The organism is Cupriavidus sp. GW823-FHT07A04, from assembly GCF_058794615.1.
Window position 1 is genome coordinate 118,666 of record NZ_JBXAHA010000013.1, and the last position, 19,322, is coordinate 137,987.

Genomic DNA, 19,322 nt, shown 5'->3' on the forward strand with positions numbered 1-19,322 from the left:
ATCCCTGCGGGCGCGCCCTGCCGGATTCAGACCGGCAGTCCCTTGGCACGCAGCGCGGCATCGAAGCGCTCGGGGTCCGAGGTGCCGGCGGCGTTGTCGGCGCGGATCTTTGCTTCCTTCAGCAGGTGGGCGCGGGTGCGCTGCAGGACGTCAGCGGCTTCGGCTGCCGGCACCGCGATCACGCCGTCCGCGTCGCCCACGATCAGGTCGCCTGGCATCACGGCCATGCTGGCGCATGACACCGGCACGTTGACCTCGCCGGGGCCGTCCTTGCTCGGGCCGCGGTGGGTGTGGCCGCGCGCGAAGATGGGCATGCCGCCTTCGGCCCACTCCAGCACGTCGCGCACGGCGCCATCGATCACCAGCCCGCCGAGCTGCTTGGCCACGCACGTGGTGCGCATCAGGCCGCCAACCAGTGCCTGCGTGATGTCGCCACCGCCGTCGATCACCAGCACATCGCCGGGGCGGACCATCATCAGCGCCTTGTGAATCATCAGGTTGTCGCCCGGGCGCACGCGCACGGTCACGGCCGGCCCGCACAGCACGGTGTCGGGGCGGCTGTGATACGGGCGCAGGCCGATGGTGCCGATGTTGCGGCTCATGGCATCGCCAATGGCGGCCACCGGCATTTCCCGGAAGGCCGCGACGATGTCTGGCGCGGGGCCGGCGGCGCAAGGGTTGATCCGGTAGCCCGCGGGCCATGCCTGGGTGGCTTCGTTGCTCATGTCAGCGTTCCTGGTGTCTTGCTGTTGTGTGGGGTGTGGTGTTACGCGCCGAGGACGGCCAGCACCTGCGGGTTGACGCAGGCGGTGGCGGCGGGCGGCTTGCCTTGCAGGAAGCCGAGCACATTGCGCGCGGCATCGCTTGCCATCGTGGCCAGCGCCGCAGGCGTGGAGCCACCCACATGGGGCGTGAGCACCACGTTGTCCAGCGCGGCCAGCGGGCTGTGCGCGGGCAGGGGCTCGATGGCCATGGTGTCCAACCCGGCCGCGTAGAGCTGCCCGCTTTGCAGCGCGGCTACCAGCGCGGCCTCGTCCACCACCTCGCCGCGCGCGGTGTTGATCAGGATGGCGCCGCGCCGCATCCGCGCGAACTGCGGCGCGGCCAGCATGTTGCGGGTGTGCTGGTTCAGGGGCACGTGCAGGCTCAGCACGTCGCTGGCGGCAAGCAGCGCGTCGAGGGAATCGGCTAGCGCCACGCCTGCGACAGGGCTGGCGCGCCCGGCCAGCGCCGGGTCGAACGCCACCACCGGCATGCCGAGCGCCAGGCAGACGGTGGCCACGCGCTGGGCGACCTGCCCGAAACCAACCAGCCCCAGCGTGCGGCCATGCAGCTCGATGCCATCCTGCGCGCGCGACCACCGGCCGGCATGGAGCTCCCGGTCCATCCACGTCACGCGCCGCGCCGCCGCGAACATCAGGCCAAGCGTGAGCTCGGCGACCGACTGGGCGTTGGCGCCGGGCGTGACATAGACGGGAATGCCGCGCGCGGTGGCGGCTTGCACATCGATATTGCTGACGCCCACGCCGTGCTTGGAAATGACTTTCAGCGTGGGGCATGCCGCGATGGCGGCGCCGCTCAGTGCGACCGTGCGCGAGATGACGGCGTCCACGGGCTCGGCAGCGAGGGTGCGGGCCACCTCGCCAGCCTCGTTGGCGCCGTTCGCATCGGTAAGGTAGAGAATCCGCGCGCCCGCTGCTTCCAGCAGGCGGACGCCGGCCGGAGCCAGGCGAGGGGCGGTGACGAGTACGGTAGTTGGCATGGCGCTCAGGGTGATCAAGGCGTTGGGCAAAGGCCCGGTGCGATGCCGAATTCTTGCTCGCTCAATAGTTTCCGTCCAGCTTATAATTTTTGGCATCTGTTCAAAAAAAGTAATCAGTCAGGACTGCCCCGGCAGCACGCTCCCATGGACCTTCGCGATCTCAAGTACTTCCTTGCCGTGGCCAGCGCGGGCAACTTCCGCCGCGCGGCCGAGCTGGTGCACCGCAGCCAGCCCACGCTCACCAAGGCCATCGACAGGCTGGAGGCGTCGCTTGGCGCCGAGTTGTTCGAGCGCGAGGGCAGAGGGCAAAAGCTCAGCACGGCCGGCATCGCCCTGCGCGCGCGCGCCACGTCGCTGCTGCAGGAGGCCGACCTGCTGCGCGACGAGGTGGGCGCCATCGCGCGCGGCGTGGCCGGCACCGTGCGCCTTGGCAGCGGGCCGCTCGGTGCGGAATACCTGCTGCCGCGGATCTGCAGCATGCTGCTCGGGCAAGCCGCCAACGTGATGCTGCAGCTCACCATCCGCAACAACTACGAGCTGCGCGACGAGCTGCGGGAGGGGCGGCTGGACCTGGTGCTGGGCTTCGTGCCCGAGGAGGAAGAGGAGTTTCACTGCGAGACGCTGCTCAAGGACACCGTGGTGGTGGCCGCGGTGGCGGGCCATCCGATCCTCAAGACCCGGCGCGTCACGCTGGACAAGCTCGCCGGCTATCAGTGGGCGCTGCCCAACCGCGCAGTGGCCAGCCGGACCTGGCTGGACCATGCCTTCGAATCGCGCGACCTGCCCCGGCCCGTGGCGCAGATCGAGACCAACTCCATCCCGCTGATCCCGCGCGTGGTCGCCAACACCGAACTACTGACCTTTGTCTCGCGGCGCACCTTGCGCGCAAGCGGCGGGCAACTGGAGGAGGTGCCGCTGGCGGCGACCACGCTGGTGCGCAATTTTGGCGTGACCTATCGCAAGGATGTGGCGCTATCGCCGGCGGCCGGCCGGCTGATTGCCCTGCTGCACGACCATGGGAGCAGCTTGTTCAACAAGGTGGATTAAGGCGGCCACCCTCAGCGTGGCGGGGTAGACATCGTTTGTGCCCTGCCCCAGGTTGACATGCTCGTTGGGGTGGAGATGCCGGAAGGGGGGCACCGGCGTGCAATCTCACGGATTGGGCTTGGCGTCACCCATCGCGCAGGCGACGCAGTGTCTTGCCAGCACATCCGTCGGGTCGATCAGCGTGATGACGCGGCCGTTGGCACAGCGCATTTGCGCCTGCGGCAGGAGCAAGGGCAATTCGGTGCAGGCCAGGATGACGACTTCGACATCGCGGGCCGCCATTTCCTCGACCGCCGCGACAAGGTCGTCGACGCATTCGCCAGTCGTAAAGCCGGCCTTGACACCATGAGGACCGTAGATGGCATGCATCACGCGAGCCTGGAGGCCGGGGCCTGGCACGACCTGCTCGAAACCATGGGTTTCAAGGGCTTTCCTGTACACGCCGCTGGCCACCGTGCCGGACGTGGCCAGTACGCCGACCTTGTGCAGGCCTGGAAACGCCTTGCGCAAGGACTCCGCGGTGACCGTCAGCATATTGACGATCGGGATATTGAGATAGGGCTGCACGCGCTCGACAAAGGCATGCGCCGTGTTACACGGAATGGCAACGATGTCGGCATCTCCCGCCTCCAGCTTCTTGCACGTGGCATACAGGGAAATCGTCGGGTCGGGTCCCTCGCCGACGAGGTTCTCCGTGCGATCCGGAATTTGCGGATTCTGCTCGACCAGCAGCTTGATATGGTCCTGGTCGCGCGTCGCGGGCGTATGGCGTACGATCTTCTGGATGAAGTCAACGGTAGCAGCAGGACCGACGCCGCCCACCACGCCGACCTTGAACTGTTTCCCGGGCGCCGCATACCCACCTGAAACCACGTACTGCGCATAGGCGAGATTCGAGTCGACAACCGGCACCGGCAGGGGCCCGATTTCGTCGAGCACAAGGGATATCTCGGTCATGCCGGGCAGGATCAGTTGCGCGCCCTGGCCGATCAGGTCGCCACAGGCATCGCGCAACAGTTCGATAGGGCGGCCACGCAGGTTTCCGCTCTTGATGCCGTCGGCGTCATACACCGCGCGCGTCACGCGATCCACGCCGCCTTCAATCCGTGGGTGCAATACCTCGAACTCCGGACTGGCGAAGTAGCGCTCGAACAGATGCTTGCTGCGCGTGTAGTCCGAACCGAGCACCCCTATGCGCCGGAGCGTCGGGAACTTGCGCCGCACATGATTGTGCAGCGCCTCCATCATGTTGATGATGGGGAGCGGAGAGTTCGCCGCCAGCTCGTCGATGAAGGTGTGGCTGAGAAAGCAGGGCAGCACCACCGCATCGATGCCGCGCCGCTCGAAGGCGCGAATCATGTCGAAGATGTACAGTTTGCGCTCCGTGGTCGCGGCCGTGGTGAGGCTCGCGTTTCGAAACGGATGCTGCTCCAGGACGATGTCGAAGTGCTCCGAATCGTTGCGTGCAGGCGTCGACTTGATCAGCTTGAAGAACACGTCGGCGCTAGCCAGTGCGCCAAGACCACCGATCACGCCAAAGGAGCGGCGGCCTTGCGCATCAGGTGTCGTAGTCATTTCACTTCCCCCTGCAAGCTGTCGAAGCTTTGTTCCTCGTTGCGCGTGGCCCGGCGCGTTTCCCATTTCGCAATGGCCGCGGTGGCGATGCTGTTGCCGATGACGTTGGTTGCGGTACGCCCCATATCCAGCACCTGGTCGATCGCAAGGATCAGCACGACACCGGACGGCGGCAGGTGGAACATCGGCGCGACGGCGGCAACCACCACCACCGAACCCCGTGCAACGCCAGCCATGCCCTTGCTGCTCACCATCAGCACCAGCAGCATCAGGATCTGTTGCGACAGCGGCATGTCGATGCCGAACGCCTGCGCGATAAAGATCGCCGCGAACGCCTGGTACATCATCGAGCCGTCGAGATTGAATGCATAGCCCAGGGGCAGGGTGAAACCAACCACCTTCTTGTCGACGCCGAACGCCTCGAGCTTCTCGGTCAGCCGCGGATATGCCGCCTCGCTGCTGGCGGTGGAGAACGCGAGCATGGCCGGTTCGCGCACGGCCTTCAGGAGCGTCCAGATCGGGCGGCCCAGGAAGGCATAGCCGACGCCGATCAGCAGGGCCCAGAGCACGGCGAGTCCAATATAGAAGCTGCCGATGAGCTTACCGTAGGTCGTCAGCACATCGAGCCCGTGCAGGGTGATGGCCGATGCGATGGCGCCGAATACACCAATCGGCGCGAGCGCCATGACATAGTCGGTGAGCTTGAGCATCGCGGGCACCAGTGCATCGACGGTGCGCGCAAGCGGCGTCACTCGCGGGTCGTTCTTGAGCACGCCGAGCACAACACCGAAGAGCACCGAGAAGACCAGGATCTGCAGGATGTCGTTGCGCGCCATCGCGTCGAGAAGGCTGGTCGGGAAGGCGTGGGTTATAAAGTCCCTGAAGTTGAGGCCAGCCGTATTCAGGCCCGTGGCGACATCGGCACTGCTCGGCGTCAGGTTCAGCCCCGCGCCGGGTTGCAGCAGGTTGGCGAGCATCAGTCCCAGGGTGAGCGACATCAGGGATGCGCAGACAAACCAGCCCACCGAGCGCATGCCGATACGGCGCACATCGCTGGTCCCTTCCATGCCGGACAGGCCCGAGACCAGCGTCGCGAACACGAGCGGCGCGATGATCATCTTGATCAGGCGGAGAAAGATGTCGGTGATGATCGAGAAATAGCCGGCAATGGCTTTGGCCGAGTCGGCGTCCGGCGCCATGTTGTGGCAGGCGTAGCCGACGGCGATGCCGAGCACCATGCCGGCGAGAATGGTTGCGGTGAGGCGATTTTTCATTTTGCTCCGTCCAGTGAGGTCTCATGCCGGAATCAGCCGGAGCTGAATCCGTGGCCTGTTGCACGGCGCCGGCCCCTCCGGCGAATCCGGGGCCTGGCTTGGAAGGCCGGTGCGGTCAGTGCATGGACGGATACTACGAAAGGGAGCGGGCCCCGTGATGCGAGTCCCGCAAGCCCTTATGCCTGCGGCGCATAGTTCGGGTAAACGAGCGTGCGCCCCGTGCCTGCGCGCTCAGAGCGTGCTGAGATAGCGCCAGAGCGTATCGAGGTGTTCGTTGCGGTTGTATTGGTTCCGGTACACGCGAAGATCCAGGTCGATGGACCAGGACGAGCCGCCGGCGGGGACCAGTGCCCCGGAGGCCAGCTCTGCCTCGATCGCGCTTTTCGGTAGCCAGGCAATGCCTTCTCCCGCCACCAGCATCTTCTTGAGCACCTCCGCCATATCCGACTCATAGTCGAGTCGGAGCACAGGCTGTGTGTCGGCACGGCTCAACAGCAGGGCGAGGCAACGGCCGAAATAGCTCGTGCTGGTGTAGGAGATCAATGGCAGGGGATGGCCGTGCGTGCCCGGCAGCCGATGCAAGGGCCCCAGTCGCTGGTTGGGCTTGCTCACGGGCATGAACGTATCCTGTCCCACGCTCAGATATGGGTACTTGACCGGGTCCAGGTGCAAGGGCAGGCCCGGGTGGTCGTAAGCGAACATCAGGTCGCAATTGCCATTGACCAGGGTGAGCACGGAGTCATGCACATTGGTGGGAATCACGCGCGCGCGCAGGTCGCCGACATGCCTGCGCACAGCGTTGAACCAGCCCGGCAGGAAGTTCAGGGATATCGTGTGTCCGGCCGCGATCTGAAGGCCGGGTCCTGGCATGCGATGTTCGGACCGGATAATGGCGCGCGTATCGACCAGTTTGCTCAGGACGTCGTCCGCCGCTTCCTCGAACAGACGCCCGGCGGGCGTGAGAGTGGGGGGGTAAGTGCTCCGGTCGACAAGGTCGGCGCCCACCCACTGCTCGAGCGCCTGGATGCGTCTGCTGAAGCCCGACTGGGTGACGTTGCGGATCTCCGCCGCGCGTGAAAAGCTCTGGTACTGCGTGAGGGCAATGAAGTCCTCGATCCATTTGACTTCCATGTCCATACCTCCGGCGGTGATGCGACTGCACGGAAGACTATCCGCTCCGATCCGGCGCGGTGGCTAGCGTTTACCCTATTTATGCCTCATCCGCATGACGGCATGCGGTACCAGCATCACGTCCTTTTTTGTGCCTCCTACTATCCGCTCAAGACTGCTGGCACCCGCTTGGCGCATTCCCCTGGCCCGGATCAGCGTGGCTGCTGTCAGTCGATCTTCACCGGTGTTCTGCGGGTGCCCCAAGGCATGGTGGCGGAGAACACCATGGCTGGCCGGCCTCGCATCGACTCGACGCGAGGCCGGCCAGCCGCTCAGACATTCACGTATTCAGGGAACAGAAATGAAAGCCGCTTTCTATATTCGGTCGCTTGTTGTCATTGCCGCGTTTTCGACAATGCACTGTGCTCAGGCGCAAGCCCAGGCCCAACCCATGCCCGCGGCAACGAAGTCGTTGCCGCACGTCGTGATCCTCGCAACAGGAGGCACCATCGCGGAAACAGGGGCGGAAAAAACCACGGTTGTCGGCTACTCGACCAACAAGGTGGCAATCGAGAGGCTGGTCGATGCGGTGCCGGAAATGCGGAAGGTGGCCAATATCAGCGGCGAGCAGGTCTACCAGATCGACAGCTCGGACATGGATGTCGATCACTGGCTCAACCTGGCCAAGAAAGTGAATGCGGCACTGGCGCAGCCCGATGTGGCCGGTGTGGTGGTCACGCACGGCACCGACACGATGGAGGAGACGGCGTACTTCCTCAACCTGACGGTAAAGAGCCGCAAGCCGGTTGTGCTGACCGGCTCGATGCGGCCTTCCACCGCCCATAGCGCGGACGGTCCCTTGAACCTCTACAACGCCGTCTCCGTGGCGGCGAGTCCGAACGCCGTCGGCAAGGGCGTGCTGGTCGTGATGAACGATCACATCCTCGGGGCGAGGGACGTCACCAAGACGAATACGTTCACGGTGGACACCTTCAAGGCGCCGGAACTGGGCTCGCTTGGCTATATTCAGGGGGGCAGGACGGAGTTCTATCATGTGTCCACCCGCAAGAACACGGCTGACACGGAGTTCGATGTGACGAACCTCACCGCTTTGCCGAGGGTCGATATTGCCTACAGCTACGCGGAGGTCACGCCTTCGGCGCTCAACGCATTCGTCGGGGCTGGCAGCAAGGGCGTGGTTTATGCCGGCGTCGGCGATGGCAGCGTGTCGACCAGGATGTTGCCGGCGCTGGTTGCCGCACACGGCAAGGGCGTCACCATCGTGCGCTCGTCCCGCGTGGGCCAGGGCATTGTGGCCCGCAACGGCGAGGTGGATGACGACAAGCAGGGCTTCGTCGTCTCGGACACGCTCAATCCGCAGAAGGCACGCATCCTCTTGATGCTGGGCCTGACGAAGACCACCGAACCGCGCGAGCTCCAGCGCATGTTCAATACGTATTGATCGACAGAGGTCAAAAGACCCGCTACTTGGAGCGGGCAGTGTAGTATCCCGCTGCCCGCTCGAACAGCGTGGCCAATTGCTGCGCAGCCGGCGTGAGCGGGACCCCGGCCCGCGAAATCTGGACGATATCAGGGCCGTCGATGCGTTCCCTGATGGGGATCGCCTCGATCACCTGGGATAGCAGCGGCGAGTTGACCCATTGCCTGGGCAGCACCGCCAGCGCGTCGGTCGAGCCGAGCAGCACTGCCACGCCGACCATGGATTCCGCCTGCGTCATGGCCACGGGTGTCCTCAGGCCATGGCTGCTGAACAGTTCCTCGAACTCGGCTTCGACGCGTTCGCGCACGCCGGTCAGGATCCACTCTTCGTCCACCAGTTCCTTGAGCCGCTTCGCTGCGCGCATGGGGTGGCCTTTGCGGCAAACCACGAGGCGCTCGTTCTGGAAGAGCAACTGGATCTGGTACGCATCGCCGATGGCACGCACCGGCCGCGGGCCGATACAGAAATCCAGCGTGCCATCCTGCAGCCTTGCTTCCAGCGTGGAGAAGAAGCCTTCGACCATGCGCAAGCGAATGCCAGGGTATTGCTTGCGGAAGGCCGTATGGACTTCGGCCGCCATGCCCAGCCACACCGCACTCGACAGGCCAACGCAGACCGCGCCCGTTTGCGTGCCGAGCATCTGCGCCACCTCATCCTGCGCCCGCCTGATGTCCTCCATCGCCGAGTGCGCGCGACTAAAAAACGCCTGCCCGATAGCGGTAAGGCTGACGCCCCGGGCGTGCCGCTCCAGCAGGGGTGTGCCGAGTTCGCCTTCCAGTTCTTGCAGGCTGCGTGTCAGCGCGGGCTGGGACAGGCCGAGCTTGCGGGCGGCGCCTCTGACGCTTCGCGTTTCGGCGATGGCGATGAAATCGCGCAGGTGATGCAGTTTCATAGTGATAACCGATAGGCATCGACGGAGCGATTTTGCCATCTTTCAGCATCTACATGGCGCGTCTAGTATCCGGTCAAACAAGCATTGAAAAAACAAAAATCAAAACCAGATAAAACCAGACGGAGACACAGATGATTCGAGGCCCCCTCGCGGCGGCAGCCGCGGCCGCATGCCTATTCGGCGCGCTGCCTGCACACGCCGAGACATTCCCTGCCAAGCCAGTCCGCCTGCTTAGCCCGTTCCCGGCCGGCAGTGGGCCGGATGCCGTCTCCCGCATGATTGGCGACCGGCTTGGCCGGGACTGGAACCAGCCGGTGATTGTCGATGCCCGCCCGGGCGGCAACGGCTTCATCGCCATGGAGGCCACTCGCCGCTCGCCGGCCACCGGGTACGAGCTGGGCATCGCGGACGTTGGCCATCTGGCCATCAATCCCAGCTTGTTCAAGAAGCTGCCGTACGACCCCGTGAAGGACTACGTGCCGGTCACCGGGCTGTACCGGACCGCCTTTTTCCTCGTGGTCTCGTCACACAGCCCCATCAAGTCCATCTCCGCGCTCGTGACCGCCGCCAAGGCGGGCCCTAACGCGGTGTCGTATGGCTCGTGGGCGGTCGGCAGCCCCGGCCACCTGGGCGCCGCCCAGCTTGAGGCCGCCACCGGCACGCAGATGCTGCACGCGCCATTCAAGGACACCGCACAGCTCTACACCGCAGTAGCCAATGGCGAGGTCACCTGGGCGTTGGGCTCATACGCCACGGCTGGGCCGCTGATCCAGGCGGGCAAGCTGCGCGTGCTGGCGGTAGCGGATCACAAGCGCTCCATCGCGTTGCCGGACGTCCCGACTATCGAGGAAGCCGGCGGCCCACGCGGCATCGAGGCCTCGACCTGGGTCGCGCTGCTGGCGCCCGCTGGCACGCCGCCGGAGCGCATCTCCGCCATCGGCAAGGCGGTGCGCGAGGCGCTGGATACGCCCGAGGTCAAGGCCAAGATGGCCACCTTCGGCTTTGTCCCGGCAGGCAGCACCAGCGAACAGGTTTCTGAATGGATGCGCAAGGACACGCCGCGCTACGCGGACATGGTCAAGCGCACTGGCGCCACCATCAACTGATTGGAAACACCATCGTGAAGACAGTGCAAACCGAGGTTGCCATCATCGGCGGTGGCCCGGCCGGGCTCATGCTGGCCATCGAACTAGGATGCCGCAACGTTAGCTGCGTCCTGCTGGAAGATGACCTGGATCCACCCGCCTTTCCCAAGGCCAATGCAACATCTTCGCGCACGATGGAGCACTACCGCCGTCGTGGCTTTGCCGATGCCATCCGGGCGCTGGGCTTGCCTCCCGGGCATCCGCAGGACGTGGTCTATTGCACGCAGATTGCCGGCGTCGAGCTGGCCCGGTTCAAGATCCCTTCACGCGAGCAGGCCAGCTCCCGTGCCTCGGTTGGCGACTATGGCGACGGCGCGTGGCCGACGCCCGAACTCCCGCACCGCGCGCAGCAGATGTATATCGAGCCGGTGCTGCGCCAGCAGGCGGCAAGCTACCAGAGCGTGCAGCTGCATCTCGGCCAGCAGGCCATGGCGGTTGCGCAAACGGACGATGGTGTCACCGTCGACGTGATGCCGGCCGACGGCGGCGCGCGCTGGCAGGTCAGGGCGCGCTACCTGGTGGGCTGCGACGGGCCGCGCAGCCTGGTGCGCAAGTCGCTGGGCATTGCGTACTCCGGGCAGGGCGGCGAGCAGCGCGACTTCTTTGGCGGGCAGATGCTGTCGATCTACTTGCGCGCCAAGGATCTCTATGCGGCGCTGGGCAAGGACCGCGCATGGCAATACTGGGCCGTGAACGCGCAGCAGCGCGGCCTGCTGATCGCGATCGATGGCGTCGAGACGTTCCTGCTGGCCATCCAGCTCGAAGCTGGCTGCGACGCACGGGACATCGACCCGGCAGCGGTAGCGCGCGCGGTGGTCGGCACCAGCTTTGACTTCAACCTGATTGCGATGATGCCCTGGGTGGCCGGCTACACGCTGGTGGCGGACCGCATGTCGTCCGGCCGGATGTTCCTGGCCGGCGACGCCGCGCACCTGTTCACGCCAACCGGCGGCATGGGCTACAACACGTCCATCGATGACGCCGTCAACCTTGGCTGGAAGCTCGCCGCGGTGACGCAAGGGGCAGCGCCCGCCGCGTTGCTCGACACCTATGACACTGAGCGGCGGCCCATCGCGCTGCGCAACACCGCGTTCGCACGGCGCATGGCGGACAGCATCGGCAACATCCGCGTTGGCACGGACGTCGGCGAGGCAGGCTCTGCGGGCGAGCGCGCCCGCGCCGCGCTGGGCCAGGCGCTGGCCAGCCATGCGAGCAAGGAATTCAATATCCCGGGTTTGCAACTCGGCGTGCGCTACGCTGGCAGCCCAATTGTGGCGAGCGAATCCACCGCCCCGCCGCCCGACGATCCCAACCGCTACGTGCCCAGTGCTTACCCAGGCGCTCGCGCGCCGCACGCGGTGGTCGGCGCCAAGGTGCTGTTCGATCTGTTCGGCCGGGACTTCACGCTTCTGGCATTCACGGATGTCGATCCCCACGCGTGGACCCAGGCCGCGCGTCGCAACGGCATGCAACTCGATGTCGTCCGCGTGGATGACGACGCGGTGCGCGCGCTCTATGGCGCGGAACTTGTGCTGATCCGCCCGGATCACCACGTGGCATGGCGCGGTGCGGCCTCGGCGGGTGCCGGGCCCGTGCTCGCGCTGGCTACCGGCCGTAGCGAGGCGGCGGCGACGGTAGTCGCTGCGCATAGCGCCGAAGTCTAGCCAGCATCGCCGCAGCATCAACAAATAAAAGGTGCTTCAGACTTTCATGTGGGTCGATTCATCGCTGGGCTAAATCCAGCGCTGCCGTAGCTCCCCTCTCCCATTTCATGGGAGAGGGGAGCAAACCAGCGTTTTGCTTCCGGCAACTCGCACCCGCATGCGGTACCCACACGAAAGTCCGAAGCACCAAATAAAAAATCAACCACAGGAGGAGACTGATGAAAACCAGATGGCTAGCGGCCGCGTGCATTGCCGCGGTTCCTGCGCTCGCGCAGGCGCAGTCGGTGACGCTCTATGGCGTTATCGATACCGGCGTCGAGTACGTCAACAATATCGGCGCCAGCAAGGACAGCGTGACCCGCATGAACAGCCTGGCGGGCACGGTGCCGTCGCGCTGGGGCCTGCGCGGCACCGAGGACCTTGGCAACGGGCTCAAGGCGCAGTTCGCGCTGGAGTCCGGCTTTGCCCCGGACTCGGGTACATCGAACCAGGGCAACCGGCTGTTTGGCAGGCAGGCATGGGTCGGCCTCTCGGGCAACTGGGGCCAGGTCGCGTTCGGGAGGCAGTACACGATGCTGTTCTGGTCCACGCTGGAAGCTGACATGCTAGGCCCGAACACCTTTGGCACGTCGTCGCTCGACAGCTACCTGCCGAATGCGCGGGCCGACAATGCCGTGTCGTACAAAGGCACCTTCGGCGGTGTGACCATCGGCGGCACCTACAGCTTCGGGCGCGATGCAGTCAATGCCGGCCCCAGCCCGTCGGGCACCAACTGCGGCGGCGAGAATCCCGCTGACCAGCGCGCCTGCCGCGAATGGTCCGCGCTGCTGAAGTACGACACCGGCACCTGGGGCGTGGGCGCGGCCTACGATTCCATCCGTGGCGGCCCGGGCGCGTTCGGCGGCCTGGCCAGCAGCGGCCTGAAGGACGACCGCTTGTCCGTCAACGGCTACGCCAACGTGGGCCAGGGCAAGATCGGCGCCGGCCTGATCCGGCGCGACAACAATGGCAGCCCGACGCCGCGCAGCGACCTGTGGTACGCCGGTGCGTCATACGCGATCACGTCCGCGTTCAGCGTGGACGGCGAAGTTTTCTACCTGCGCTATCACAACAGCGCCAACAAGGCCTGGCTGTACGCCGCACGCGCCACCTACGCCTTCTCCAGGCGGACCTCCGTCTACGGCACCGCCGGCTTTATCGACAACCGGGGCAACCTCGGCCTGTCCGTCAGTTCCGGCTCGCCAGGCAGCAATGTCGCACCGGGCGGCAACCAGCTCGGCGCCATGCTGGGGATAAAGCACATCTTCTGACTGAAGCCGCCATTCCCGTGCATCATCGGGGCCCCGCTGGTACGGGTGGCCCTTAAAAATAGATAAAATGCAGAATATCTATGAAACGGGGATGACTTGGCTACCTCAACCAAAGGGCACACCACCGCAACGCCGGACGTCGCCGAACCCGGCGCCACGGACATGGGCGGACGCACTTGGGCGTCCATTCTCGAGCTCACGGTCCGGGAAGAGATCATCCAGGGCAAGCTGCCCGCCGGCAGCAAGCTGCGGCTCAAGGAACTCTCCGAGCGTTACCAGGCGGGCGTGATCCCCCTGCGCGAGGCGCTGTCGCGCCTGTGCGCCACGGGCTTCGTCGTTGCCATCGACCAGAAGGGCTTTCGCGTTGCCGAGTTGTCCGAGAGCGAACTGCTCGACATCACCCGCGTGCGCCAGCAGATCGAGACGCAAGCGCTGCGCGACGCCATCGCCTGCGCCAACGTGGAGTGGGAGGGGCAGCTCATCGCCGCGCATCACCGCCTCAAACGGATTCCGATGCACATGCCCGGCGAAGGCCGCCAGATGAACCCGGACTGGGAAGACGCCCATTCGGACTTTCATGCGGCGCTGGTTGCGGGATGCGAGTCGCCTTGGCTGCGCCGTTTCTCCGCCTTGCTCCGCGATCAGACCGCGAGGTACCGGCTGCTGTCGATGAACATCCCGCAGTCAGGCCGCAAGCGCGATGTCATGGCAGAGCACGAAGCCATTGTGGACGCGGCAGTGCAGGGTGATGCCGACAGGGCATGCCGGCTGCTCCATGAACACTTCCAGGTGACGACGGATCTCGTCATGGCGCATCTGGCCGCGCAGAAGGCGGCGGGGGCGGGGAAGGCGAGGGTGAAGAAGGCGGCTGCGGTGTAGCGGAGGCGGTGGCCGACAAGAGGACGATCAGACGAACGGACGAACACCATCACGGGCGGGCCTATCCGCCCGTGATGGTGTTCGCGGTATGGCTAGCGCGGCTTCTACTCCGCCTCGGTGTTATGAATGAAATACGGCGGCACATCCGGCCCCCACTGGTACAGCGAGTCTTCCGGCGCGTAATCGCCGGCCGGCCACGCATGGCCGGCGGAGATGTAGTCGATGTCCGCCGAGTACTCGCAGAACGAGCCCCAGGGATCGCGCACGTAGTGGAAGAAGTTCGAGCCCAGCACATGGCGCCCGGTGCCCCAGCCTTCCTTGTAGCCGGCGACCGCCATCTGCCCCGCACCCTGGCCGACTTCGTCCACGCTGGCGACATCCCATGCGGCATGGTGCCAGCCGCGCGCCGAGCTCTTGGCGAAGGCCAGCAGGTGATGGTCGCAGCCGTGCGGCGCGTGGGTGAAGGCAATGCCGTCGCCCGAGCGGTCGGACAGGCGCAGGCCTAGCGTGTCGTGGTAGAACGCGACGGCGCGGGATACGTCCGGCGTGAACAGCAGCACGTGCGACAGGCGCCGCGGGCGGATCTTGCCGACCCGGTTGCGGAAGGTCGCGCCGCGCATGTCCGCTGGGCCGTGGATGTTCTTCAGCGGGCTTTTCGCGCTGGGCGAGGTCTTGGGCCCGGGCTTGACCTGGATCAGGTTGCCGTCGGCATCAAGGAACCACAGCCCTTCGGCCGTGGCATGGGCGGCGTCGCTGGCAAACGTAACGTTGGCGGCGAGCAGCTTCCGGCGGATGCCTTCGAAATCCCCCGCGAAACAGTTGAAGCTCAGGTAGGCCAGGGCCTTGCGCTCGCCGGGGAAGAACCGGGCCCAGACGCGTTCGTCCTGAGCGAGCACTTCCAGCGTGTCGTCTTGCCTGACGACTGTCAGCCCGAATGCGCCGAGGAAGTGCTCCGCGACGCTCAGGTCCGGCACCGTCAGTGCGTAGTGGTCGAGCGAATGCACGGCGGGCTCGCGCTCGCGGGCCTCATTGTTTTCTTCCATTTGTCTCCTCCGCTGGTCGCGTGGCGTCAGGCGGCCCGGGCTGCCTTGACGGTACCGCCGGCTTCGGCTTCATCGGCAATGGTATTGCGCAGCGGCGCGAAACCGGTCACCGACACTTCGCACACGTCGCCCGGGCGCATCAGCAGCTTGGGCTCGCGCGCCCAGCCGATGCCGCTGGGCGTGCCGGTCACGATCACGTCGCTCGCCTCCAGCGTGATGGCTTGGCTGATCACCGAGATCAGCGTGGCGATGTCGAAGACCATGGTATCCGTGCTGGCGGATTGCACCACCTTGCCGTTCAGGCGCGTTTCCAGCAGCAGGCCCCTGGCGCCGGCCGGCACTTCGCTGGCGGTTACCAGTTCGGGGCCGAAGGCGCCGGTGGCGTCGAAGTTCTTGCCCACCGTCCATTGCGGCGAGAGGAACTGGTACTCGCGCACCGAGCCGTCGTTGAACAGCGCATAGCCGGCGATGCAGTCGAGCGCGTCTTCCTTGGCGATGTGGCGGCCGCCCTTCTTCAGCACCACGGCCAGTTCGCCTTCATAGTCCAGCGTGTCGGACACGCGCGGGCGGATGATGGGCTGGCCGTGACCCACCAGGCTGGTGTCGTAGCGCGGGAAGATGGTTGGGTAGGTCGGCTGCTCGTACTTGCTTTCCTTGGTGTGGTCGGCGTAGTTCAGGCCAATGCAGAAGATCTTGGCGGGATGCTCGAGCACCGGCAGGAAGGTGATGTTGGCCTCCGACACCAGGCGGCCACCCGTCTGCAGCGACGCGTACGTCTCAAGGTCCACGCCGGCGGCCAGCAGCGATTCGAGCGATGCCTCGCCCAGGATACGGATCTTGTCACCTTCGCGGGCGCCCAGGTGTTTCTTGCCATCGAGGATAAAGCGGACGTAACGCATCGGATTTCCTGTCTCTCTAGGGTTGGAATGGGCAATCGCTGTCGCGCGATCGTTTGTCTATGCTAAGCGAAAATATATACAAAAACAACTTTTGTAGATTGTTTTGGTGGAGGCGCCCCACTTTGTGGGCTCTTTGTTGGCTGTTGCGCACATGGCCCGTTGTCGGTGCTGGCAAGGGTTGCGGGAAGGTTCTAGCGCCGGCGTTCGCGTTCTTCTGGCAAACCGGCTCAAAGATCCAGCTGCAGCGGCACGACGGCTTGGTTCCCGTCGGCATCCACCGCCGCTGGCACCGCGCAGCAGATCAGCGCCTCGCCTTGCGCCACGTCGAACTCCGGCGCTGTGGCGTAGGCCACCGCGCCCTGCAGCACACGCGTGCTGCACGAGCCGCAGCTGCCGCCGCGGCAACCGAAGGCCGGCGCCAGGCCGCGCTGCTCGGCCAGCTCCAGCAGCGAGCCGCCGGCGGGCGTCCAGCGGGCTTCCTTGGCCGATTGCACGAAGGTGACTGGCACGGGCTGCAGCGCGGGCCTGGCCGTGGGCGCGGCCGGGCGGCCGGCGTCGCGGTTGCGTACCAGCGACGATGCGCCAAAGGCTTCCGCATGGATGCGTGAATCGGCGATGCTGAGCGCGCGCAGGCCATCGTAGAGCGATTGCATGAACGCGGTTGGCCCGCACAGGTAGAAGTCGTAGTCGTCGAGGGGCAGGCGCGCGCGCAGCAGGTCGATGTCGATGCGCCCGGACACGTCGTAGTCCTTGACCCGCGTGGCGTCCTTCGGGTCGCTCAGCAGGCGCACCAGTTCCACCGCGCCGCCGGCGCTCTCGGCGAGCGTCGCAAGCTCCTTGCTGAATGCGCGCTCAGCCACCGTGCGCGCCGAGTGGAAGAACCACGTCGGGCGGACCCGGCGCTTGCGCAGGCCTTCATAGACGATCTGGCGGAGCATGGCCAGCATCGGCGTGACGCCGATGCCTGCGGCCAGCAGCACGGCCGGCCTGCGCTCGGCGGTCTCGATGGTGAAGGCGCCGGACGGTGCGCGGGCTTCGATCAGGTCGCCGACCTTGACGTTGTCGTGCAGGTGGCGCGACACAGTGCCTTCGCGCTTCACGCTGATGCGGTACACATCGTCCGCCGGCGACACCGACAGCGTGTAGGTGCGCATCACCGGCTGCGCATGGCCCGCCAGCGTGACGCGAATCGGCAGGAACTGGCCTGCCAGATGCGCCACGCGGCCGGCGCCGTCAGTGGGTTCCAGGTGGAAGGACCGGATCACGCTGCTTTCGTCGACGATGCGCGCGACGCGCAAGGGCCGCCACGCGTTGGCCAGCGCCGCGGCGCGCTGGCGGCTGGCCGCTTCGTCCCAGCTGCCGGTCATCAGCGAGTTCGGCGATGCGCCATCGGCTTGCGGCTGCCAGCGCAGCGGCAGTGCTTCGTCGCGTCGCACGATCTGTTCGGGCAGGAAGCGCCACAGGCGTTCCGCGCCCTGGAAGGCGGCGATCTCGGGCGAGTCCAGGATGACCTCGGCCTTGCCGGAGAGCTGGAGCAGCTCGCCGGTGCTGAAGTCGGCAAAGACGAGGCCGGCGATGGGGTTGACCACGAAGTTGCCAAGCGTGTTGAAAAACAGGTTGCCGGCAAAGTCGGGAATGGTCAGGCCGCCGTCCGCATCGATCCGGACAAAGCCGGGCTTGCCGCCGCGATGCGACACATCCACCTGGCGCTCCCCCTTTTCGAGGTCCACGTAGGACGCGACAAAGAACGTGTCAGCGGAGCCAATCAGCGTGCGCGCGCGCGCATCCAGCGCGCTGAAGTGCTGCGCCGCCGCCGGGGCGGGCGTGCCTGGCGCGCGCGTGAATTCGAACACACGCTTCTGGATGTACTGCGGGCAGTTGCCGAAGCTCTGCCCCACGTCGATCCGCAGCCCGCCGTCGCTGCCACTGGCGGCACCAGTGGCGGCACCAGTGGCGGCACCAGTGGCACGTCGGGCCGTGCCGTTCATGCGGTTGCGCCGGCGGCTCAGCAGGTCGATGCCCAGCAGGCCTATGGCGCTGCCGTCTTCCATGCCGGCGTCCGCCGGGTCGGCGGGCTCGCGGGCCATGGCGATGTTCAGCGTGGTGGCGTCCGGCGAGTTCAGGAAGCCCGGCTTCCCGGCACGCAGCGTTGCCCACACCCGGCCATCCGGCGCGACCGCGCCCAGCACCACCATTGGCAGTTGCGCGAAGAACTCGCGGTGCTGGTCGGGCATGTAGTCGCGCACCACGCGCAGCCCGACGTCCTCCATGCGCCCGGCAACGCCTGCGCGAGCCTGCAGGCTACGCTCGCCGGCGTGCCAGGGTTGCGCGGATGGATGGGCTTGGGTGGACATGGCGGATGCTCCTTGCTGTGCGGCGATCGATGGCCAGGCTAACGGACCGGCGTGCCGATCAGGCGGCGGCGAGGCCGGCCGGCGTCTGCTTGAACGCCACAAAGCCCGGCAGGGCTTCGATGCGCTGCAGCCAGGCCTTGACGTTGGCGTAGCCCGACAGATCGACAAAGCCCTCGGGCGCCCGGGCGATGTAGCTGTACAGTGCCACATCGGCCAGCGTGGGGTGGCCCGCGGCCAGCCACTTGCCCTTGGCCAGCGCGTCGTCAACACGCTTGAGGATGACGTGCGCGCGGGCAATCACTTCCTTGGCGTTGTAGGGGGCGCCGAACACGGTGACGAGGCGCGCGGCGGCCGGGCCGTAGGCGATCTCGCCGGCGGCGACCGACAGCCATTTCTGTACCGCGGCGGCACCGGCGGGCGATTCGGGTAGCCAGTCCGTCTTGCCGAACCTCTTGGCCAGGTACACCAGGATGGCGTTGGAGTCGGTGATCACGGTGTCGTTGTCCACCAGCACGGGCACCTGGCCGAACGGGTTGAGCTTGAGGAATTCGGGGGCCTTGTGCGCGCCGTTGGCCAGATCGACCTCGATTGCTTCGGCATGGGCGCCGATCAGCGACAGGAACAGGCGGACGCGGTGCGAGTGTCCGGAGAGGGGGTGGCAGTAGACTTGCATGGCGGTGGTCCTCGGCGTGTTGGGTGAATGGCGCCGCCCGGTGGCAGCTGGCACAGGGACCGAAGGGTTCTTGAAGGGGTCTTGGGAGAAGGCCTGCCTGCGCCGTGTCCGGTCCGTGTGCGTGGATGGATCATAGGTGCGTCCCGAAGCACGAAAAACGGCCCCGGCGAGAAGGCACTATTCTCGTTGCGAGA

General features: G+C 66.0%; 16 protein-coding genes. 6 read left to right on the forward strand and 10 right to left on the reverse strand.

What is annotated here, in order from left to right; genetic code table 11:
* Positions 1 to 26: 26 nt before the first annotated feature.
* Both AC1Q7Q_RS22980 and AC1Q7Q_RS22985 read right to left on the reverse strand, forming a co-directional pair.
* Positions 27 to 725 carry an RraA family protein gene (locus AC1Q7Q_RS22980; RefSeq protein ID WP_492371843.1) on the reverse strand — a complete coding sequence of 233 codons (699 nt, stop codon included), beginning with the start codon at positions 723 to 725 and terminating at the stop codon, positions 27 to 29.
* 41 nt (positions 726 to 766) lie between these two features.
* The gene (locus AC1Q7Q_RS22985) at positions 767 to 1,762 is read right to left on the reverse strand and encodes a hydroxyacid dehydrogenase (RefSeq protein WP_492371842.1); all 996 of its coding nucleotides are present in this window, start codon (positions 1,760 to 1,762) and stop codon (positions 767 to 769) included.
* Positions 1,763 to 1,906: 144 nt separating this feature from the next.
* Here AC1Q7Q_RS22985 and AC1Q7Q_RS22990 point away from each other — a divergent pair, with 144 nt between their 5' ends.
* On the forward strand, positions 1,907 to 2,809 hold the full coding sequence (locus AC1Q7Q_RS22990) for a LysR family transcriptional regulator (protein WP_492387217.1): 903 nt from the start codon (positions 1,907 to 1,909) through the stop codon (positions 2,807 to 2,809).
* Positions 2,810 to 2,914: 105 nt separating this feature from the next.
* Here AC1Q7Q_RS22990 and cuyB read toward each other — a convergent pair whose 3' ends face one another.
* The 3 genes from cuyB to AC1Q7Q_RS23005 all read right to left on the reverse strand — a co-directional run bounded on the left by cuyB (position 2,915) and on the right by AC1Q7Q_RS23005 (position 6,789).
* Positions 2,915 to 4,384: a cysteate racemase gene (gene cuyB, locus AC1Q7Q_RS22995; RefSeq protein WP_492371850.1), complete on the reverse strand. Its 1,470-nt coding sequence runs from the start codon at positions 4,382 to 4,384 to the stop codon at positions 2,915 to 2,917.
* Complete coding sequence (locus AC1Q7Q_RS23000; RefSeq protein WP_492371840.1) at positions 4,381 to 5,658, reverse strand: dicarboxylate/amino acid:cation symporter; 1,278 nt, start codon at positions 5,656 to 5,658, stop codon at positions 4,381 to 4,383. Before AC1Q7Q_RS23000 ends, cuyB begins: the two co-directional genes overlap by 4 nt.
* 231 nt (positions 5,659 to 5,889) lie before the next feature.
* Positions 5,890 to 6,789, reverse strand: coding sequence for a LysR substrate-binding domain-containing protein (locus AC1Q7Q_RS23005; protein WP_492371839.1), 900 nt, complete (start codon positions 6,787 to 6,789; stop codon positions 5,890 to 5,892).
* A 394-nt stretch (positions 6,790 to 7,183) separates the two neighbouring features.
* On the opposite strand from AC1Q7Q_RS23005, the gene AC1Q7Q_RS23010 reads away from it, so the two are divergent.
* The gene (locus AC1Q7Q_RS23010) at positions 7,184 to 8,230 is read left to right on the forward strand and encodes a type II asparaginase (RefSeq protein ID WP_492371849.1); all 1,047 of its coding nucleotides are present in this window, start codon (positions 7,184 to 7,186) and stop codon (positions 8,228 to 8,230) included.
* Between the two features lie 22 nt (positions 8,231 to 8,252).
* Here the strand turns inward: AC1Q7Q_RS23010 and AC1Q7Q_RS23015 are convergent, their stop codons facing one another.
* Entirely contained in the window at positions 8,253 to 9,161 is a 909-nt protein-coding gene (locus AC1Q7Q_RS23015) for a LysR substrate-binding domain-containing protein (RefSeq protein ID WP_492371838.1), read from the reverse strand.
* A gap of 131 nt (positions 9,162 to 9,292) precedes the next feature.
* On the opposite strand from AC1Q7Q_RS23015, the gene AC1Q7Q_RS23020 reads away from it, so the two are divergent.
* The 4 genes from AC1Q7Q_RS23020 (at position 9,293) to AC1Q7Q_RS23035 (ending at position 14,159) form a co-directional block, all read left to right on the forward strand.
* Positions 9,293 to 10,267 carry a Bug family tripartite tricarboxylate transporter substrate binding protein gene (locus tag AC1Q7Q_RS23020; protein WP_492371837.1) on the forward strand — a complete coding sequence of 325 codons (975 nt, stop codon included), beginning with the start codon at positions 9,293 to 9,295 and terminating at the stop codon, positions 10,265 to 10,267.
* Positions 10,268 to 10,281: 14 nt separating this feature from the next.
* On the forward strand, positions 10,282 to 11,970 hold the full coding sequence (locus AC1Q7Q_RS23025) for an FAD-dependent monooxygenase (RefSeq protein WP_492371836.1): 1,689 nt from the start codon (positions 10,282 to 10,284) through the stop codon (positions 11,968 to 11,970).
* 218 nt (positions 11,971 to 12,188) lie between these two features.
* Positions 12,189 to 13,280, forward strand: a complete 1,092-nt coding sequence (locus AC1Q7Q_RS23030) for a porin (protein WP_492371835.1) — start codon at positions 12,189 to 12,191, stop codon at positions 13,278 to 13,280.
* A 96-nt stretch (positions 13,281 to 13,376) separates the two neighbouring features.
* A complete protein-coding gene (locus tag AC1Q7Q_RS23035) occupies positions 13,377 to 14,159 on the forward strand; it encodes a GntR family transcriptional regulator (RefSeq protein ID WP_492371834.1) in 783 nt (260 codons plus the stop codon).
* Positions 14,160 to 14,263: 104 nt separating this feature from the next.
* On the opposite strand, the gene AC1Q7Q_RS23040 is transcribed toward AC1Q7Q_RS23035, so the two are convergent.
* The 4 genes from AC1Q7Q_RS23040 to AC1Q7Q_RS23055 all read right to left on the reverse strand — a co-directional run bounded on the left by AC1Q7Q_RS23040 (position 14,264) and on the right by AC1Q7Q_RS23055 (position 19,128).
* The gene (locus AC1Q7Q_RS23040; protein WP_492387218.1) at positions 14,264 to 15,202 is read right to left on the reverse strand and encodes a VOC family protein; all 939 of its coding nucleotides are present in this window, start codon (positions 15,200 to 15,202) and stop codon (positions 14,264 to 14,266) included.
* A gap of 26 nt (positions 15,203 to 15,228) precedes the next feature.
* Positions 15,229 to 16,101 carry a fumarylacetoacetate hydrolase family protein gene (locus AC1Q7Q_RS23045; RefSeq protein WP_492371832.1) on the reverse strand — a complete coding sequence of 291 codons (873 nt, stop codon included), beginning with the start codon at positions 16,099 to 16,101 and terminating at the stop codon, positions 15,229 to 15,231.
* 227 nt (positions 16,102 to 16,328) lie between these two features.
* Positions 16,329 to 18,455 (reverse strand): 2Fe-2S iron-sulfur cluster-binding protein, encoded by a 2,127-nt coding sequence (locus tag AC1Q7Q_RS23050; RefSeq protein ID WP_492371831.1) that lies wholly within the window; start codon positions 18,453 to 18,455, stop codon positions 16,329 to 16,331.
* A gap of 58 nt (positions 18,456 to 18,513) precedes the next feature.
* Positions 18,514 to 19,128, reverse strand: coding sequence for a glutathione S-transferase family protein (locus AC1Q7Q_RS23055; RefSeq protein ID WP_492371830.1), 615 nt, complete (start codon positions 19,126 to 19,128; stop codon positions 18,514 to 18,516).
* Positions 19,129 to 19,322 lie beyond the last annotated feature (194 nt).

Excerpts from the sequence above, each read along its gene's own strand:
- cuyB (WP_492371850.1), bottom strand. The coding sequence starts at position 4,384 with ATGACTACGACACCTGATGCGCAAGGCCGCCGCTCCTTTGGCGTGATC.
- AC1Q7Q_RS23045 (WP_492371832.1), bottom strand. The coding sequence starts at position 16,101 with ATGCGTTACGTCCGCTTTATCCTCGATGGCAAGAAACACCTGGGCGCC.
- AC1Q7Q_RS23030 (WP_492371835.1), top strand. The coding sequence starts at position 12,189 with ATGAAAACCAGATGGCTAGCGGCCGCGTGCATTGCCGCGGTTCCTGCG.
- AC1Q7Q_RS22990 (WP_492387217.1), top strand. The coding sequence starts at position 1,907 with ATGGACCTTCGCGATCTCAAGTACTTCCTTGCCGTGGCCAGCGCGGGC.
- AC1Q7Q_RS22980 (WP_492371843.1), bottom strand. The coding sequence starts at position 725 with ATGAGCAACGAAGCCACCCAGGCATGGCCCGCGGGCTACCGGATCAAC.
- AC1Q7Q_RS23010 (WP_492371849.1), top strand. The coding sequence starts at position 7,184 with ATGCACTGTGCTCAGGCGCAAGCCCAGGCCCAACCCATGCCCGCGGCA.
- AC1Q7Q_RS23050 (WP_492371831.1), bottom strand. The coding sequence starts at position 18,455 with ATGTCCACCCAAGCCCATCCATCCGCGCAACCCTGGCACGCCGGCGAG.
- AC1Q7Q_RS22985 (WP_492371842.1), bottom strand. The coding sequence starts at position 1,762 with ATGCCAACTACCGTACTCGTCACCGCCCCTCGCCTGGCTCCGGCCGGC.
- AC1Q7Q_RS23005 (WP_492371839.1), bottom strand. The coding sequence starts at position 6,789 with ATGGAAGTCAAATGGATCGAGGACTTCATTGCCCTCACGCAGTACCAG.
- AC1Q7Q_RS23020 (WP_492371837.1), top strand. The coding sequence starts at position 9,293 with ATGATTCGAGGCCCCCTCGCGGCGGCAGCCGCGGCCGCATGCCTATTC.
- AC1Q7Q_RS23055 (WP_492371830.1), bottom strand. The coding sequence starts at position 19,128 with ATGCAAGTCTACTGCCACCCCCTCTCCGGACACTCGCACCGCGTCCGC.
- AC1Q7Q_RS23040 (WP_492387218.1), bottom strand. The coding sequence starts at position 15,202 with ATGGAAGAAAACAATGAGGCCCGCGAGCGCGAGCCCGCCGTGCATTCG.
- AC1Q7Q_RS23015 (WP_492371838.1), bottom strand. The coding sequence starts at position 9,161 with ATGAAACTGCATCACCTGCGCGATTTCATCGCCATCGCCGAAACGCGA.
- AC1Q7Q_RS23000 (WP_492371840.1), bottom strand. The coding sequence starts at position 5,658 with ATGAAAAATCGCCTCACCGCAACCATTCTCGCCGGCATGGTGCTCGGC.